Origin of the sequence: Pseudomonas sp. FW305-28 (genome assembly GCF_017351395.1) — a bacterium.
Taxonomy (GTDB): domain Bacteria; phylum Pseudomonadota; class Gammaproteobacteria; order Pseudomonadales; family Pseudomonadaceae; genus Aquipseudomonas; species Aquipseudomonas fluorescens_AA.
Window position 1 is genome coordinate 1 of record NZ_JACNDD010000137.1, and the last position, 17,674, is coordinate 17,674.

Annotated in this window: 10 protein-coding genes; 4 read left to right on the forward strand and 6 right to left on the reverse strand. The window is 62.3% G+C overall.

Translation table 11 applies throughout. The annotated features are described in order from the left end of the window. Positions 1-466, reverse strand: a 466-nt coding sequence (locus J4E53_RS24475) for a DUF2165 family protein (RefSeq protein ID WP_207268201.1), incomplete at its 3' end; no start/stop codon positions are given. 268 nt (positions 467-734) lie between these two features. On the opposite strand from J4E53_RS24475, the gene J4E53_RS24480 reads away from it, so the two are divergent. From J4E53_RS24480 to J4E53_RS24490, 3 genes are all read left to right on the forward strand, one after another. After that, the gene (locus tag J4E53_RS24480; protein WP_103309965.1) at positions 735-2,792 is read left to right on the forward strand and encodes a type VI secretion system tip protein VgrG; all 2,058 of its coding nucleotides are present in this window, start codon (positions 735-737) and stop codon (positions 2,790-2,792) included. After that, positions 2,789-3,520, forward strand: coding sequence for a DUF4123 domain-containing protein (locus J4E53_RS24485; protein WP_177431728.1), 732 nt, complete (start codon positions 2,789-2,791; stop codon positions 3,518-3,520). The genes J4E53_RS24480 and J4E53_RS24485 overlap by 4 nt, the downstream gene beginning before the upstream one ends. Positions 3,521-3,601: 81 nt before the next feature. Continuing rightward, on the forward strand, positions 3,602-4,438 hold the full coding sequence (locus tag J4E53_RS24490; protein WP_092444649.1) for a 23S rRNA (adenine(2030)-N(6))-methyltransferase RlmJ: 837 nt from the start codon (positions 3,602-3,604) through the stop codon (positions 4,436-4,438). 156 nt (positions 4,439-4,594) lie between these two features. Here J4E53_RS24490 and msrA read toward each other — a convergent pair whose 3' ends face one another. From msrA to aceE, 5 genes are all read right to left on the reverse strand, one after another. Further along, positions 4,595-5,242, reverse strand: coding sequence for a peptide-methionine (S)-S-oxide reductase MsrA (msrA, locus tag J4E53_RS24495; RefSeq protein ID WP_060739480.1), 648 nt, complete (start codon positions 5,240-5,242; stop codon positions 4,595-4,597). 84 nt (positions 5,243-5,326) lie between these two features. Beyond that, entirely contained in the window at positions 5,327-8,020 is a 2,694-nt protein-coding gene (locus J4E53_RS24500) for a bifunctional diguanylate cyclase/phosphodiesterase (RefSeq protein WP_060739479.1), read from the reverse strand. Positions 8,021-8,202: 182 nt separating this feature from the next. After that, positions 8,203-9,594: an alkaline phosphatase D family protein gene (locus tag J4E53_RS24505; protein ID WP_060739478.1), complete on the reverse strand. Its 1,392-nt coding sequence runs from the start codon at positions 9,592-9,594 to the stop codon at positions 8,203-8,205. 376 nt (positions 9,595-9,970) lie between these two features. Next, entirely contained in the window at positions 9,971-11,608 is a 1,638-nt protein-coding gene (gene aceF / locus J4E53_RS24510) for a dihydrolipoyllysine-residue acetyltransferase (RefSeq protein ID WP_103309966.1), read from the reverse strand. Between the two features lie 11 nt (positions 11,609-11,619). After that, the gene (gene aceE, locus J4E53_RS24515) at positions 11,620-14,265 is read right to left on the reverse strand and encodes a pyruvate dehydrogenase (acetyl-transferring), homodimeric type (RefSeq protein WP_060739476.1); all 2,646 of its coding nucleotides are present in this window, start codon (positions 14,263-14,265) and stop codon (positions 11,620-11,622) included. Positions 14,266-14,647: 382 nt separating this feature from the next. Here aceE and glnE point away from each other — a divergent pair, with 382 nt between their 5' ends. Next, a complete protein-coding gene (gene glnE / locus J4E53_RS24520; protein ID WP_103309968.1) occupies positions 14,648-17,599 on the forward strand; it encodes a bifunctional [glutamate--ammonia ligase]-adenylyl-L-tyrosine phosphorylase/[glutamate--ammonia-ligase] adenylyltransferase in 2,952 nt (983 codons plus the stop codon). The last annotated feature ends 75 nt before the right edge of the window (positions 17,600-17,674 follow it).

The following is a 17,674-nucleotide window of genomic DNA, read 5'->3' on the forward strand; positions in this document are numbered from 1 at the left end:
GAAAGATCAACACGCCCAGGATCGCCATATAGAACCTGAACGCGGCGTCCTGGCCATTCCAGATTTCTGATTGCCACATCAGAAACCATTCGCCACCAACGACCATGAAGCCAAAGAACCAGACGAAGAAACCGACCGTCAAACCGGCCACGGACCATCGTTTGGCGCGGGCGAACGCCCCGGCCTCGGCTCGGCGTGCCTGCCACAGTTTCACTGCGCCGTAGCCCAAAAGCCCCGACGTCAGCGCTTCGCCGAAGATGATCAGCCAATACGCACCATGCCACATCCAGGGTTGATCGATGGCGCGATACCGGGAGGCATTGTCGGGAAAGGTGGTGTCCATACTCAGCACGTGCTGGACGAAGTTGAAGTTGGAGCGGTAGTCCGTGACGTTGTTGAATACGGTCAGGAAAGCGAATGCGGCGAGTGCCAGGATCATTGCGATTTTTGCGTAGCGTGTCGTCATGCCATGCGTCCTTTGCTTTTTTGCGACCAGGAGCACGTTATCACGCCCACCCCCGACCAGAGATCGAGCACATTGCAAGAAACGGCTGATTCACGTGTAGGAAGGCTGCGGGTGGCCGCGATGCTTCGAATGTCTATCGGAAAATGCATCACGCTTTGCAGCTTTTAGCTTCTTGGATGTAGGGCAAATCTGTTTTTCCTGACCTCCCATACACGTCCCCTACTGCTCGTGCAGAATCGCCCGCCTCCATTCAGCAGAGGCACATCGGATGTTCCCGCCTGCCAATCCACCGCGTTTCACGCTGACCTTCGACAGCGGGCCGAATGAACTCAGGGTGCTTGAGTTCAAGGGCAAGGAAACCATCAGCCAGCCCTATCGCTTTGACGTGGAACTGGTCAGCGAGCGCTGCGACCTGGTACTGGAAGAGCTTCTGCATCGCCAGGCATTCCTGCGGTTCGATGGTCGGGGAGGGGGCGTGCACGGTCAGGTCTATAGCGTAGCCCAAGGCGATTCGGGCAGACGCCTGACCCGTTACCAGGTCAGCCTGGTGCCGCGCCTGGCCTACTTGCGCCACCGCATCAACCAGCGGATTTTCCAGCATTTGAGCGTGCCCGATATCGTCGCCCGGGTGCTGAAGGAGCACGGGGTCCTGGAGGGGGCCTTCCAGTTCATTCTCGCAGGGCACTATCCCGAGCGTGAATACTGTGTGCAGTACGCCGAAAGCGACCTGACGTTCATCGAGCGGATCTGTGCCGAAGTCGGTATCCACTATCACTTTCGGCACCGCCCTGACGGCCATCTACTGGTGTTCGGCGACGATCAGACCGGGTTCCCCCGCCTGGCCGAATCGACGTTGTACCTGGCGGACAGTGGCATGGCTGCCGACGCGCCGGCCATCAAGCGTTTGGCGGTGCGGCTCCAGACCCGCGCCACGGCCGTAACGTTGCGCGATTACGACTTCCGCAAGCCCGGCCTGTTGTTGCAAACCCACCTCGACAGTCGGCAGTTGCCAGCGCTCGAGGACTATCGCTACCCCGGTGGGTTCTGCGACCGGGACGATGGCAAGCACCTGGCCCGGCGTGCCCTTGAGCGTCACGGCGCCGATCATCGCGTGGCGCAGGGCAACAGCGATGACAGCGCTTTCGTCAGCGGGCATTTCATGCGTATCGAGGGCCATCCCAGGGAGCAGTGGAACGATCTCTGGCTCCTGACGCATATCGACCATCATGGCCGCCAACCCCAGGTGCTGGAAGAAACAGCCGCCGCCGGCCCGGATGAATTCCAGGGCTACAGAAACACTTTTCTCGCCACACCATGGGACGTGTTTTTTCGGCCGCCCCTGCACCCTGAAAAGCCCCGTGCCAACGGCTATCAGTCAGCGGTGGTGACCGGGCCGGTGGACAGCGAGATCCATTGCGATGAGTTCGGGCGGGTCAAGGTGCAACTGGCCTGGGATCGCGACGGCCAGCGCGACGAACATTCCAGTTGCTGGCTGCGAGTGGCCTCGGGTTGGGCCCATGATCACTATGGTGCAGTGCTGATTCCCCGGGTCGGCATGGAAGTTTTGGTGGGGTTCATCGATGGCGACGTGGACAAGCCATTGGTGGTGGGTTGCCTGCCCAACGGCGCCAGCCGGGTGCCGTTGGACCTGCCGACGGACAAGACCCGCAGTATTTGGCGCAGCCAGAGCAGTCCAGGTGGGGGAGGCTATAACGAGTTGCGTATCGAGGACCGCAAGGGGGCCGAGGAAATCTACCTGCGGGCCCAGCGCAACTGGACCCAGCACGTGCTGCACGACCAGCGGGTGCAGGTCGATCACGAGCGCAGCATCGTCGTCACCGGTACGGCACGGCACGAACTCAAGGCCGATGAGCAGCGCGTTACCCATGGCCGGCGCCAGGCTGAAGTCCGCCAGGACGATCATCTGCTGGTGGGCGGCGAGCGGCATGTTCGCGTGACCGGCCAGGTCCTGAACGCCAGCCGGCAGTTTCATGTCAGTGCCGGCCAGCAAGTGGTCCTGGAGGCTGGCGCCAGTGTGACCCTCCAGGCTGGCGGTCATTGGATCAACATTGGTGCCGACGGGATTTTCAGCAGCATGTCGATCGAGGTCGGTGGGACGCCGATGGCGGTCATGGGGGCGGAAGCGGGTTCGCCGGTCAGCTCCGGGCAGCAGGTCGCCGCGCCGGCCCCTCGGCTTTCCCTGGCGCAAATCCTCAGCTTCCAAGGCTCGGCGCCGTTCTGCGAGGAGTGCGAGCGGTGCAGAAACGGCGTCTGCGCAGGGCCATCGGTCTTTCACAAAACTGTCGACACACAGGAGCGCCCATGAACAGCGGCCAAACGCCCCGCGCCTGGCTTGAGCACCATCCGTTGCAGGCGTCCGAGCAACTGTTCGCCATTTTCAGCAATGCCAGCAGCGCTGGGGCGTTGGCGGCCTGGCGCCGTTCGATGGCCGCGACACCCACGGCGATCTGGGCCGACACGCCGTACGCCGAGTGGGAAGCGGTCATGCCCTATGTAGGGCTTGTTCGCGCGGACTGTGGGTTTCTTGATTGGATAGCGACCGCCGACTCGCTCGATTGGGGTTGGCTGGCGGTGTCGTGTGCCAGCCAGGAAACCCTTGCCGAGCATCTGCGTGGGGTGACGCAGGTGCTGTTGCCGGGTGGCAAGCCGGTTTTCCTGCGTTTTTGGGATGGGCGCTTCATGGGACCGATCCTGCAATCGACGGCGGTGGATGCCGGGGAGCTCCTGCCGGTCATCAATCGTTGCCTGATCAACGCTCAATCCCTTGAGTTCGTGGGAAGCCTCCAGCGGCCGGCGCGGATGTTTCCTTGGTGGGAAGTGCCGGTGGCGCTGCTGGACGCCATGACCGAGGTCCCGACGAATTGTCTGGTGGATAACTTGCTCACCTGGCTTGGCCAGGAGCATCCGTCTCTGTGGGAGCGGGTCGACCCGCGCATCCTGCGGCGCAAGATTGCTCACTTTCTTGAGCGATCGAAGCCGGTTGTCGCGCCAAAGGCGCCCTTGCAGGCGTACTTGCTGCGGGAGCTGGGCTGATCGTGGCGTGTCCGCCGGGCTGCCAACCCCTGACGTTCGGCGCGCTTCAAGGTAAACTCGTCGCCCTTCGCAGGAGCCGCCATGAATTATCGTCACGCCTTCCACGCCGGCAATCACGCCGACGTGTTCAAACACCTGACCTTGACCCGCCTCATCGCGCTGATGTCGCGCAAGGAACAGCCCTTCGCCTACCTCGACACCCACGCGGGCATCGGGCTGTACGACTTGCAGGGTGACCAGGCCAACCGTACCGGTGAGTACCTGGAAGGCATTGCGCGGTTGTGGGGCGAGGGCGACCTGCCGCCATTGACTGCCGATTACATGAAGGTGCTGCACGAGATGAACCCGGACGGGCAACTGCGCTACTACCCGGGCTCGCCGGAACTGGCGCGGCGCCTGACTCGGCCCCAGGACCGTGTGCTGCTCAACGAAAAGCACCCTGAAGACGGTGTGTTGCTCAAGGACAACATGAAAGGCGACCGTCGCGTGGCGGTGCACCTGGGTGAAGGCTGGCATGTGCCGCGGGCGTTGCTGCCGGTGGCCGAAAAGCGTGCCTTGATGCTGATCGATCCGCCCTTCGAGCAGCTTGACGAGATGCAGCGCTGCGCCGCCTCGCTCAAGGAGGCCGTTGGCCGGATGCGCCAGACGGTGGCGGCCATCTGGTACCCGGTGAAGGACCAGCGGATGTTGCGCCGCTTCTACCAGGACCTGGCCGGCACGGGAGCGCCGAAGCTGTTGCGCGTGGAGCTGCTGGTGCACCCACTGGCGACGCCCAACAGCCTGAACGGCTCCGGCCTGGCGATTGCCAATCCGCCGTGGGGGCTGGAAGAGGAGTTGCGTGAGCTGCTGCCGTGGCTGTCGAAAAAGCTGGGGCAGACCCAGGGCGGGTGGCAGATGGATTGGTTGATCGCTGAGTGATGCCTTGCTGGCGTCTGGAAGGGCGCTATCGCGAGCAAGCTCGCTCCCACATGGGGTCCAGGTGTACCCACCTGTGGGAGCGAGCTTGCTCGCGATGACGGCGGCACATTCAACATCTCCGCCCCAGGCCCACCGCTATCGCGAGCAGGCTTTCAGTCAGATCGGGCAGGTCACGCCGGTCCCGCCAATCCCGCAATAGCCTTCCGGGTTTTTCGCCAGGTACTGCTGGTGATAGGTCTCGGCGAAATAGAACGTCGGTGCTTCTTCGATTTCGGTGGTGATGGTGCCTTTGCCGGCCTTGGTCAACTCAGCCTGGAAGACTTGCTCGCTGTGTTTGGCCGCCGCCAGTTGGTCCGGGTTGGTGGCATAGATCACCGAACGGTACTGGGTGCCGATGTCGTTCCCCTGGCGCATGCCCTGGGTCGGGTTGTGCAGTTCCCAGAACATCTTCAGAAGCTGTTCGTAGCTGACTTTCGCAGGCTCGTAGACCACCAGCACCACTTCGCTGTGGCCGGTAAGGCCCGAGCAGACTTCTTCGTACGTCGGGTTCGGGGTGAAACCACCGGCGTAACCCACCGCGGTACTGACCACGCCTTCGCGCTGCCAGAACTTGCGTTCCGCGCCCCAGAAGCAGCCGAGGCCGAAGATCGCGAAATCCACGTCCATGGCAAACGGGCCCAGCAGGGGCGCGTCGAGGACGAAGTGTTTGTCCGGCACGGTCATCGGGGTTTCACGGCCAGGCAGGGCTTGTTCTTGAGTAGGAAGCACGTTTTTATTCACCAGGATTTCCGAGCGCAAGACCATTATCAGTCCTCTCAGTCAGATTGAATTGAGCGAAGTAGACCGTCAGTGTGCCTCAGAAAAGCCGCCGCAAGCTATACGCAGCTGTCAGACCAGAGGCCCGCGCGGGTAGCGCTTGAGCTTTTCGATCAGCTCCGCGCCGGGGATGGGACGGTCGAACAGGTAGCCCTGGCCGACGTCGCAGCGGTGACGCCGCAGGAACGTCAGTTGCTGGGCGGTTTCGATGCCTTCGGCCACGACCTTGAGTTTCAGGTTGTGAGCCATGGCGATCACCGCCGAGGTGATTTCCATGTCGTCCTGGTTGTCCGGGATCTCATGGATGAAGCTGCGATCGATCTTGATGATGTCGATCGGGAATTTTTTCAGGTAGCTCAGGGATGAGTACCCGGTGCCGAAGTCGTCCATGGCCAGGGTCAGCCCCAGGCGCTTGAGCTGGTCGAGCTGCAAGTGGGTGTCTTCGGTGGCTTCCAGCAGCAGGCCTTCGGTCAACTCCAGTTCCAGCAGGCGGGCCGGCAGTTGTTCCTCCTTGAGGATGCTGGCGATGGAGGCCACCAGGTCCGGGTCGGAGAACTGCTTGGGCGACAGGTTGATCGCCACTTGCAGGTTGCCCAGGCCGGCCGCGGTCAGCTGTTTGCTCATCCGGCAGGCCTGGCGGGCGATCCATTTGCCGATGGGGATGATCAGGCCGGTTTCTTCGGCCACGCTGATGAACTGGTCCGGGCGGATCATGCCCTTTTCCGGATGGTTCCAGCGCAGCAGTGCCTCCATGCCCAGCAGACGGCCGCTGCGCAGGCACAGCTTGGGCTGGTAGAACACGTCCAATTCGTTCTGGGTCAAGGCGCGACGCAGGTTGTTTTCGACGAACAGCTTGTAGCTGGCCTCGGCATTCAGCGCCTCGGTGAACACCTGGACCTGATGCTTGCCGTTGGCCTTGGCCTTGTGCAGGGCGAGACCGGCGTTGCGCATCAGGGTCTGCGGATCACGGCCGTGCAGCGGCGCGCAGGCCAGGCCCACGGAGCCGGTCACGCTGATCAACTGGTTGTCGACGAACATCGGTTTGTCGAGGGTCATCAGCAATTGGCTGGCAATCTGCTGCCCGGCCTCCAGGCTCGTGTCGTCCAGCAGCACGGCGAACTCGTTACTGGCGAAGCGCGCCAGGCTGCCGCTGGGGCTCAGGCTGTTGCGCAGGCGCCGGGCCAGGCTGATCAGCAGCTTGTCACCGGTCTGGTGGCCGAGGCTGTCGTTGATGCGCTTGAAGTTGTCGATGTCCACCAGCAGCAGGCTGATGGGCGAGTCGCTGTCCCGGGCAAAGCGCTCATCGAGGTTGCGAATGAACGCCGGGCGGTTGCCCAGGTTGGTCAGGTTGTCGGTGTAGGCCAGGCGCTCGATGCGCTGCTGGGCCAGTTTAGTCTGGGTGATGTCTTCGTAGATGCCGATGTAGTGGGTCAGCTCGCGGTTGTCGCCGTAGACCTTGGAGATCGACAACTGGCCCCAGTAGGGCTCCAGGTTCTTGCGCCGGCTCTTGAACTCGCCCTGCCAACTGTTGCTCTGGGCCAGCGCCGAGGGCGCGTCGAACAGCAGCTCGCTGAGGTTCTCCAGGGCCGGCAGTTCCGAGAGGCGTTGGCCGTGGACTTCCTCGGTGGTGTACTGGGTGATCGCGGTGAAGCTTGGGTTGACGTACTCCACCACACCGTCGCAATTGACCAGCAGGAACGCGTTGGCGCTTTGCTCCACGGCGCGCTGGAACAGGTGCAGGGCACTGGTGGCGGTGCGGCGGTTGTGGTTGTTGATGACCTGGGCGAATTGGTCCGCCAGTTCGCCGGCAAAGGCGATCTCATCCGACTGCCAGGCGCGGGTGGCCCCCACTTGTTCCAGGCACAGCACGCCCACCACTTGGCCGTCGATGCGCACGCTGGCGTCGAGGATGGCGTTGACGTCGCGGGCGCGCAGGCTCTCGGCCATTTCCCGGGTGCGCGGGTCGCGCATCGCATTGTGGGCGTCGATGGCGCGACAGGTCTGCAGCGCCTCCATGTAGTCGGGAAACTCGCTGGCGTCGATGACCGCCGGCAGGAAGTATTCCTGGGAGGCGCGGTTGTAGGCGGAAATCGGCACCAGTTTGCCGTCGTCCAGGTTCCAGATACTGGCGCAGTCGATCTGGTAGATGTCGCAGGCGCTGCGGGTGATGAGTTCGGCCGCTTCGAGCAGGGAGTTGTTGGCGCTGTAGCGTTGGCGGGTCAATAGCAGGATGAGGTCTTGTTGGGCGCGTACCCGGTCCAGGTGCTGGAGCTGCTCTTGCTGGGCGCGCTGGTTCAGTTCCAGGGCGATCTGCAGGCGCGAGTTCTGGGTTTCCAGGTCCAGGGCCGGCAGGGAGGGTTCGCTTTGCAGCAAATTGTCCACCACCAGCAGGTAACCGCGCAGCAGATGACGATTGTGCTGTCTGTAGGCTTCGCCCGTCTCCAGCACATTCATCGGGCCCTTGGCGGTATGGAGCGTGTAGCGAATCTGGTAATGCGCGGCCTGGGCCAGTTGCTGCTGGATGGCGTCGTGCAATTGATAGCGCGCTTCGGGTTCCATCAGGCTGGCGTAGGGCGAGCTGACCAGCGAGCACAGTTCTACCGCCGGCAGGCCGAAGTGTCGCTCGCAGTTGGGATCGAGAAACAACAGCGCCCAGCTAGCTTCATTCAGCCGTTCGAAACGCAGCATACCGAGCCGCGCGGGCACCGGTAACTGCGTCACTACCTCGGCCGCCATACGGCTGGCGGCATCGGGTTGGCTTTTCATGGGGAAACTCGCTTCGAAAATGCTGATCGCGCCGGGCTGACGCCCTCGTTATTACGGATTGGCGCAAGGTTGCATCATTGCGGCACTGGCTGACAAGAGAGATGAAGGCCAAGTGCTATAAACCTTTTATCGGCCGACAAAGGGATTTCTCCAGTCGCCAGCCGATCAGAGGGCATGGAAGTTCATCGCAGCGCAATATCGATCGTCTGCAAGGGCTCGCCGTCACGGTCGTGGAAGGTGACGTGAAGGCTCTGCGCCGTGACCTGCAGGCGGGCGAAGTTGTCCTGGCTCACCACTTCGCTGGTCAGTTCATAGCGGTACTCACCGCTGTCCGTGCGGGCCATGGGCTTGTGGAAAATAAAATCCGCGGCTTTTGCAAAAGGCAGCAATTTGCTGTTGTAGAACGGCGAGGAAACGACGGTGTTGACCTCGAAATCAGGATCCTGCGTGTGACGCAGGCGGCTGGTCATGGAACCGTGGACGTCGCCCGAGATGAACACCACGTTTTTGATCCGATGGCGGCGGATGGTTTCCAACAGGCGCAGGCGTTGTTCCGGGAAGGCCTGCCAGGCATCGCCGTCATTGCGCTGGCGGTCAGGGAAAAACATCACGCTGGTGACGACGAGCTTGACCCGGGCGGGGCTGTTGACGAGCCATTCGAGCAGGGATTGTTCCTGTTCCGCGTCGAGGATGCGCCGATCGTCCGCCGACAGGTTGCGTTGCGTCCGGCTGTCGGTGACGAACCAGTGGATATCGCCATGGGCAAAGGTGTACCAGTAGCGGGTCAGCGGCTTGTTCAATGTTCCGTCGCTCGACAGTTCATGGGCGGGCCCATGGCTGGCCTGGTAAAGCCCATAAGCGCTCATGGCATTGGCATACAGGACGTCGTCGTGGCCGGTTTTCCTGGCGGGCCAGTTGTCTTCGATTTCATGGTCGTCGAGGATCATGTAGGTCGGCGTGCCAGACATCAGCTTGCTGATGTGCGGCTGGGTAAATACCGTTCGGTATCTGAAGAGAATGTGTTTATAGCTTCGGTCCGGGCCGATGATATTCAAGTCATCGAGATAAACCTGGTCTCCGGTCATCAACACCGCGCTGATCGGCGGGTCGGCCTGTTCGACGATGCGATTGATGCCGGCAAAGGTGCGATCCCCCAGGCTGGGAAGTAACGGGGTGCTGGCGGCGATCCGCAAGTAGCGACATGAGCCCACGATATAAGCCCGTGGCGTATCGGGTTTGTCGGCCGGCGTGTGCAAGCAATAGGTGTTCCGAGGCCATTGCAGTGGCAGTTCCTGGATGGTTTCCACGGTATGGGTCGGGCTCAAGGGGCTGAGCCAGCCGGCCTGGTATTCGTAGGCGGTGTCGGGTTGAAGGTCTTTCAGCACGATGACATCGGACATGTCGCGGTAGGCCTTCAATTGGACAAAGTGCCCTTTTGACCAGCGCGTGTCCCCTCGGCGCCGGTGTCGGATACCGGCGAATACCCGGTTGTTGCCGTGATCGCCCCGCAGGAATATCCGGGCGTGGTCAGTGGTCGTGTGCCCGACAATGGGGCCGACGGTAGGTTTGAACATATTCGAATCCATTCGAAGTTTTAGACGGTGGGTGCCAGCATCAAGTGGCCTTGGCGGTGTTGATGCTAAAGCCCGGCGCGCCATAAATATCGACGGGGAAGGGGGCGCAAGTTGTGGGTAATGACCAACAGGTGGTGTAGTCATTTAAAACTTGCTGGGTAGGAAATACCGCTATCGCGAGCAAGCTCGCTCCCACAGGAACACCGCAAATCCACTGTGGGAGCGAGCTTGCTCGCGATGAGGCCGCCACATCCATGCACATGGCTTGAATGCCAGGCAAAAAAAAGCCCCGCCAAACGGACGGGGTTGAGGTACGAGCGTGGCGCTCGGAAAACGGTGTTCCGAATGGCCCTCCCCAAGGGAGGGCCGCCCGGTGTTACAGCAGGATGGTGCGGATGTCGCCCAGCAAGTCGCTCAAGCGCTTGGTGAAGCGTGCAGCGGCGGCGCCGTTGATCACACGGTGATCGTAGGACAGCGACAGTGGCAGCATCAGCTTCGGCTGGAAGGCCTTACCGTCCCAGACTGGCTGGATGGTGGCCTTGGAAACACCCAGGATCGCCACTTCCGGCGCGTTGACGATCGGCGTGAAGCCGGTGCCGCCAATGTGGCCGAGGCTGGAGATGGTGAAGCAAGCGCCCTGCATGTCGTCGGCGGTGAGCTTCTTGTTCCGGGCTTTTTCGGCCAGGGCAGCGGCTTCGCCAGCCAGTTGCAGCAAGCTCTTCTGGTCGACGTTGCGGATGACCGGTACCAGCAGGCCTTCCGGGGTGTCGACGGCAAAGCCGATGTGCACGTATTTCTTGCGGATCACAGCCTTGCCGCTTGGGGCCAGGGAGCTGTTGAAGTCCGGCAGTTCCTTGAGCAGGTGCGCACAAGCCTTGAGCAACAGTGGCAGCACGGTCAGCTTCACGCCGGCCTTTTCCGCCACGGCTTTCTGCGCGACGCGGAAAGCTTCCAGCTCGGTGATGTCGGCCTGGTCGAACTGAGTCACGTGCGGAATGTTCAACCAGCTACGGTGCAGGCTCGACGCGCCGATCTGCATCAGGCGAGTCATGGCCACTTCTTCGGTTTCACCGAAGCGGCTGAAGTCCACTGCCGGGATCGGCGGGATGCCCGCGCCGCCAGTGGCGCCTTCGGCCGGTGCGTTCTTGGCCTTCTGCATCATGGCCTTGACGTAGGCTTGCACGTCTTCCTTGAGCACACGACCGTGCGGGCCGCTTGGGCCAACGGCCGACAGCTCGACACCGAATTCCCGGGCCAGCTGACGCACCGCCGGGCCGGCGTGCACCTTGGCACCGCTTGGCGCAGGCGCCGCGGCGACAGGAGCAGGCGCTGCTTCGGCCTTGGCGGCAGGCGCGGCGGCAGGCGCTGGAGCTGCTTCAGCCTTGGCGGCAGGTGCAGCGGCCGGGGCTGGCGCGGCTGGTGCCGAGGCACCCGCCACTTTGAGCTTCAGGATCAGGTCGCCGGTGCCGACTTCGTCTTCCAGCTTGATCTCGACGCTTTCCACCACACCGGCGGCCGGCGACGGGATTTCCATGCTGGCCTTGTCGGATTCCAGGGTGATCAGCGACTGGTCGGCTTCGACGGTGTCGCCGACCTTGACCAGTACTTCGATGATCTTGGCCTTGCCCGACGAACCGATGTCCGGGACATGAATGTCCTGGACCGTGGCCGCGGCAGGGGCGGCTGCCGGAGCGGGAGCCGCTTCGGCAACTGGTGCGGCGGCAGGCTTTTCAGCCGCGGCCGGGGCAGCAGGAGCGGCTGCTTCAGGCGCCGCAGCGGCGCCCTCGACTTCCAGCTCCAGCAGTTCGTCGCCTTCTTTCAGGCGGTCGCCCAGCTTCACTTTCAGGCTCTTGATGACACCGGCCTTCGGCGCAGGCACTTCCATGCTGGCCTTGTCCGATTCAAGCGTCAGGATGCTCTGGTCGGCTTCGATACGGTCGCCGACCTTCACAAACAGTTCAATTACTTCACCTTCACCGCTGCCGATGTCAGGTACGCGAATGAGTTCGCTCACGAAAATTCTCCTCAGCAGTCCAGTGGGTTGCGTTTTTCCGGATCGATGCCGAACTTGGCGATGGCTTCGGCCACCACTTTAGGTTCGATATCGCCACGGTCAGCCAGGGCTTCCAGGGCTGCCAACACAACGAACTTACGGTCGACTTCGAAGAAGTGACGCAGCTTCTTGCGACTGTCGCTACGGCCGAAACCGTCGGTGCCCAGCACTTTGAATTCCTTGGAAGGAACCCACTGGCGGATCTGCTCGGCGAACAGCTTCATGTAGTCGGTAGAGGCGATGACCGGACCTTTGCGGCCGTTCAGGCACTCTTCGACGTAGCTCAGCTTTGGCTTCTGGCCAGGATGCAGGCGGTTGCTGCGCTCTACGGCCAGGCCGTCGCGACGCAGTTCGTTGAAGCTGGTGACGCTCCAGACGTCGGCGCCGACGTTGAACTCTTCACGCAGGATCTTCGCTGCCTCGCGCACTTCGCGCAGGATGGTGCCCGAGCCCATCAACTGGACGTGGTGCGCCGCTTCGCGGGTGTCTTCCTCGAGCAGGTACATGCCCTTGACGATGCCTGCCTCGACACCGGCCGGCATGGCTGGCTGCTGGTAGGACTCGTTCATCACGGTGATGTAGTAGAAGACGTCCTGTTGCTCTTCGGTCATCTTCTTCATGCCGTCCTGGATGATCACCGCCAGCTCGTAGCCGTAGGTCGGATCATAGGTGCGGCAGTTCGGGATGGTCCCGGCCAGCATGTGGCTGTGGCCGTCTTCGTGCTGCAGGCCTTCGCCGTTCAGCGTGGTGCGGCCGGCGGTGCCGCCGATCAGGAAACCACGGGTACGGCTGTCGCCAGCGGCCCAGGCCAGGTCGCCGATACGCTGGAAGCCGAACATCGAGTAGAAGATGTAGAACGGCAGCATCGGCTGGTTGTGGCTGGAGTACGAAGTACCGGCGGCAATGAAGGAACTCATGGCGCCCGCTTCGTTGATGCCTTCTTCGAGGATCTGGCCCTTCTTGTCTTCGCGGTAGAACATCACCTGGTCTTTATCGACTGGCTCGTAGAGCTGGCCGACGGACGAGTAGATGCCCAACTGACGGAACATGCCTTCCATACCGAAGGTACGGGCTTCGTCCGGGATGATCGGGACGATGCGCTGGCCGATTTCCTTGTCCTTGACCAATTGCGCGAGGATCCGCACGAAGGCCATGGTGGTGGAGATTTCACGGTCGCCCGAACCGTCCAGGATCGCCTTGAGGGTCTCCAGTGGCGGGGTCGGGACGCTGAAGCTCTTGGCGCGGCGCTGGGGCACGAAACCGCCCAGTGCGGCACGGCGCTCGGCCAGGTAACGGGCTTCGGCGCTGCCTTCTTCGGGCTTGAAGAACGGCAGGTTTTCCAGCTCGCTGTCCTTGACCGGAATGTCGAAGCGGTCGCGGAACAACTTCAGGCTGTCGACATCGACTTTCTTGGTGTTGTGCGCAGTGTTCTTCGCTTCGCCGGCACCGGTGCCATAACCCTTGATGGTCTTGGCCAGGATGACGGTCGGCTGTTCTTTGTGATTGACCGCCTGGTGATACGCCGCGTAGACCTTGTACGGGTCGTGGCCGCCACGGTTGAGTTTCCAGATCTCGTCGTCGGACAGATCGGCAACCATGGCCTTGAGTTCAGGCGAGTTGAAGAAGTGCTCGCGGACGAACGCGCCGTCCTTGGCCTTGTAGTTCTGGTACTCGCCGTCGATGACTTCGTCCATGCGGCGTTGCAGGATGCCGTCGACGTCCTTGGCCAGCAGTGGGTCCCAGAAGCGGCCCCAGATGACTTTGTTGACGTTCCACTGGGCACCACGGAACACGCCTTCGAGTTCCTGGATGATCTTGGCGTTGCCGCGAACCGGGCCGTCGAGGCGCTGCAGGTTGCAGTTGATGACGAAGATCAGGTTGTCCAGCTTCTCGCGGCCGGCCAGGGAGATCGCGCCCAGGGATTCCGGCTCGTCGCACTCGCCGTCGCCCATGAAGCACCAGACTTTCTGCTTGCCTGGCTGGATGAAACCGCGGGCTTCCAGGTACTTCATGAAGCGCGCCTGGTAGATCGCCTGGATCGGGCCCAGGCCCATGGACACGGTCGGGAACTGCCAGAAGTCCGGCATCAGCCAAGGGTGCGGGTACGAGGACAGGCCGTTGCCGTCCACTTCCTGGCGGAAGTTGTTCATCTGGTCTTCGGTGATGCGGCCTTCCATGAACGCACGGGCGTAGACGCCTGGCGATGCGTGACCCTGGAAGTAGATCAGGTCGCCGCCGTGTTCGTCGGTCGGGGCCTGGAAGAAGTAGTTGAAGCCGATGTCATACAGCGTCGCGCTGGAGGCGAAGCTGGAGATGTGACCGCCCAGGTCAGAATCTTTCAGGTTGGTACGCATGACCATGGCCAACGCGTTCCAGCGTACCAGCGAGCGAATGCGGCGTTCCATGAACAGGTCGCCAGGCATGCGTGCTTCGTGGGTAACGGGGATCGTGTTGCGGTACGGCGTGGTGATGGCGTAGGGCAGTTGCGAGCCGCTGCGGGTCGCGAGTTCGCCCATACGGGTCATCAGATAATGAGCACGGTCTTCGCCTTCTTTGTCGAGAACCGATTCCAGGGCGTCCAGCCATTCCTGGGTTTCGACGGGATCGAGGTCTTGCATGGCTTGCTCCAGGGCGGAAAGGCTACCAGAATCGGTTGCCTGAGTTTGCGACTGGCCTTGTGGGCAGACGATATAAATTCTTGGATTGCCGAAGGTTGTTTCGGCGGCGTGTAGTTTTACTACAAATCGTCGGCCGTTTCAGCCTTTCGAATGTATAGACGAGTAGTAAAACTACACATGAGCGGCGTATGGCCCCTCATTTCGTTGTGAGAATAATCGTTACTGTTGGTCTTTAGCCAACTCGAACAGGTAAAAACTTGATGCCGGCTGCCAATAAAATCAGATTTTCAGCTATTTATCATCTTTGTTCGACAGTCGATCAGGTAGTGTCTTCTGAAAAAACACTACATCCAGCCTCTCCCGCGCCGATCAAGGATAGACCATGAGCCTGCCTTCGCTTGCCCCAATACCGGAAATGGTACCGGCCATTCTCCAGTCATTGGTCAACCGTGCCGAGCAGTCGTTCCGTGCGGCGGTCGCCTCCCTCGACGACGATCGCGGGCTGTCGGCCTGGACCCCGCAACGCTGGGAAGCGTTCAGCCGTATTGCCGCCGCCAGCGACTTTGTCATCGAGCAGAGTGTCCGTGACCCGGCGATGCTGCTGGAGCTGGTACGCAGCGGCGAGCTGGACCGCAGCCTGGCGCCCGGTGAAATGCGCGCGCAGATTGCCGCCGCCGTGCAGGCCGCCGAAACCGAAGACGAACTGGGTCGCGTCCTGCGCCGCCAGCGTACCCGCCAGCAGGTACGGATCATCTGGCGCGACCTGAACCGTCAGGCCGATCTGGTCCAGACCTGTCGCGATCTTTCGGACATGGCCGACACCTGCATCGACCAGGCTTACCACTGGTTGTACCAGCGCCTCAGCCAGCAATTCGGTACGCCCACCGGACGGCGCAGCGGCGAGCCGCAGCAGATGGTCATCCTGGGCATGGGCAAGCTGGGTGCCGTGGAGCTGAACCTGTCGTCGGACATCGACCTGATCTTCGCCTACCCCGAGGGCGGCGAAACCGTGGGCGTCAAGCGGCCGCTGGATAACCAGGAATTTTTCATCCGTGTCGGCCAGCGCCTGATCAAGGCCCTGGACCCGATGACCGTCGACGGCTTCGTGTTCCGCGTCGACATGCGCCTGCGCCCCTACGGCTCGGCCGGTGCGCTGGTGTTGAGCTTCAATGCCCTGGAGCAGTATTACCAGGACCAGGGCCGCGACTGGGAGCGCTACGCCATGATCAAGGCGCGGGTGGTGGCGGGCGACCAGGTGGCCGGCGCGCAATTGCTCGACATGCTGCGCCCGTTCGTCTATCGGCGTTACCTGGATTTTTCCGCCATCGAAGCGCTGCGCACCATGAAGCAACTGATCCAGCAGGAGGTGCGGCGCAAGGGCATGGCCGACAACATCAAGCTGGGCTCGGGCGGCATTCGCGAGGTGGAGTTCATTGCCCAGGCGTTCCAACTGATCCATGGCGGTCGGGACTTGAGCTTGCAGCAGCGCCCGCTGCTCAAAGTGTTGAGCACCCTGGAGGGCCAGGGGTACCTGCCGGCCAAGGTGATCGACGAGCTGCGCCAGGGCTATGAGTTCCTGCGCTATACCGAGCATGCGATCCAGGCCATCGCCGACCGCCAGACCCAGATGCTCCCGGACAGCCCGCAGGATCAGGCACGCATTGCATTCATGCTGGGGTTCGCCGACTGGTCGGCCTTTCACGAGCAGTTGATGTACTGGCGCGGGCGCGTGGCCTGGCATTTCGGCCAGGTCATCGCCGACCCGGATGAAGAAGAGGGCGGTGAAAGCGAAGTGGTGGTGGGCGGCGAATGGTTGCCATTGTGGGAAGACAGCCAGGATGAAGGGGCGGCGTGCCGTCAGTTGGAAGAGGGCGGCTTCACCGATGCGCCCAAAGCCCTCAAGGCCCTGGCCGCCCTGCGCGCCAGCCCGCAATTGCGCGCCATGCAGCGCTTGGGGCGCGAGCGCCTGGATGCATTCATTCCACGCCTGCTGGCCCAGGCCGTGGAGCATGCTGATCCAGACTTGGTGCTGGAGCGGGTACTGCCCTTGGTGGAGGCCGTGGCCCGCCGTTCGGCCTACCTGGTGTTGTTGACGGAAAACCCCGGAGCCCTGCGGCGCTTGCTGACGCTGTGCGCGGCGAGCCCATGGATTGCTGAGCAAATCACCCGTTTCCCGTTGCTGCTCGATGAGTTGCTCAACGAGGGGCGGCTGTTCAAGCCGCCCCTGGCGCCGGAGTTGGCCGCGGAGTTGCGTGAGCGCCTGACGCGCATCCCCGAGGATGACCTGGAGCAGCAAATGGAGGCGTTGCGGCATTTCAAGCTGGCGCACCGCTTGCGGGTGGCGGCTTCGGAAATCGCCGGCAGCCTGCCGCTGATGAAGGTCAGCGATTACCTGACCTGGCTGGCCGAGGCGATTCTCGAGCAAGTGCTGGCCCTGGCCTGGCGCCAGACGGCCGCCAAGCACGGCGTGCCATTGCGCACCGACGGCAGCCTGTGTGATCCGGGCTTCATTATTGTCGGTTATGGGAAAGTCGGCGGCCTGGAATTGGGGCATGGTTCCGACCTGGACCTGGTGTTCATCCACGATGGCGACCCGCAGGCGGAAACCGACGGCCCGAAACCCATCGATGGCGCGCAGTTCTTTACCCGGCTCGGTCAGCGGATCATTCACCTGCTGACGGCCCAGACCAACTCCGGGCAGCTGTATGAAGTGGACATGCGCCTGCGGCCTTCCGGGGCGTCGGGGCTGCTGGTCAGCTCCCTCGGGGCGTTTGCCCGTTACCAGGAGAACGAAGCCTGGACCTGGGAGCATCAGGCGCTGGTGCGAGCCCGTGTGCTGGTGGGCAGCCAGGATGTGGGCCAAGCGTTCGAGAAGGTCCGCGTCCAGATACTGGGACGCAAGCGTGACTTGCCGACGCTGCGCCAGGAAGTCAGCGAGATGCGTGCCAAGATGCGCGACAACCTTGGCAGCAAGGCCACCGCCGCCGGGACCGCGGCGAATGCCTTCGAGGCCACGGCGCCCTTCGACCTCAAGCAGGACGCCGGAGGTATCGTCGATATTGAATTTATGGTGCAATACGCGGCCCTGGCGTGGTCCCAAGAGCATCCATCGCTGGTGCGTTACACCGATAACATCCGCATCCTGGACGGGTTGCAAGAGCTCGGGTTGATGCCGGCCGAAGATGCCACGCTGTTGCGCGAAGCCTACAAAGCCTACCGCTCCGCCGCCCACCGCCAGGCCTTGCAGAAAGATGCCGGGGTGATCGCAGGCGACCAGTTCGTGGATGAGCGTCGGCAGGTATTGCGGATCTGGCGGGAGCTGGGGCTGAGTTGAAGCTTTAAATGTGGGAGCGAGCTTGCTCGCGAAAGCGGAGTGTCAGGCGACATTGATGTTGGATGTGATGGCCTC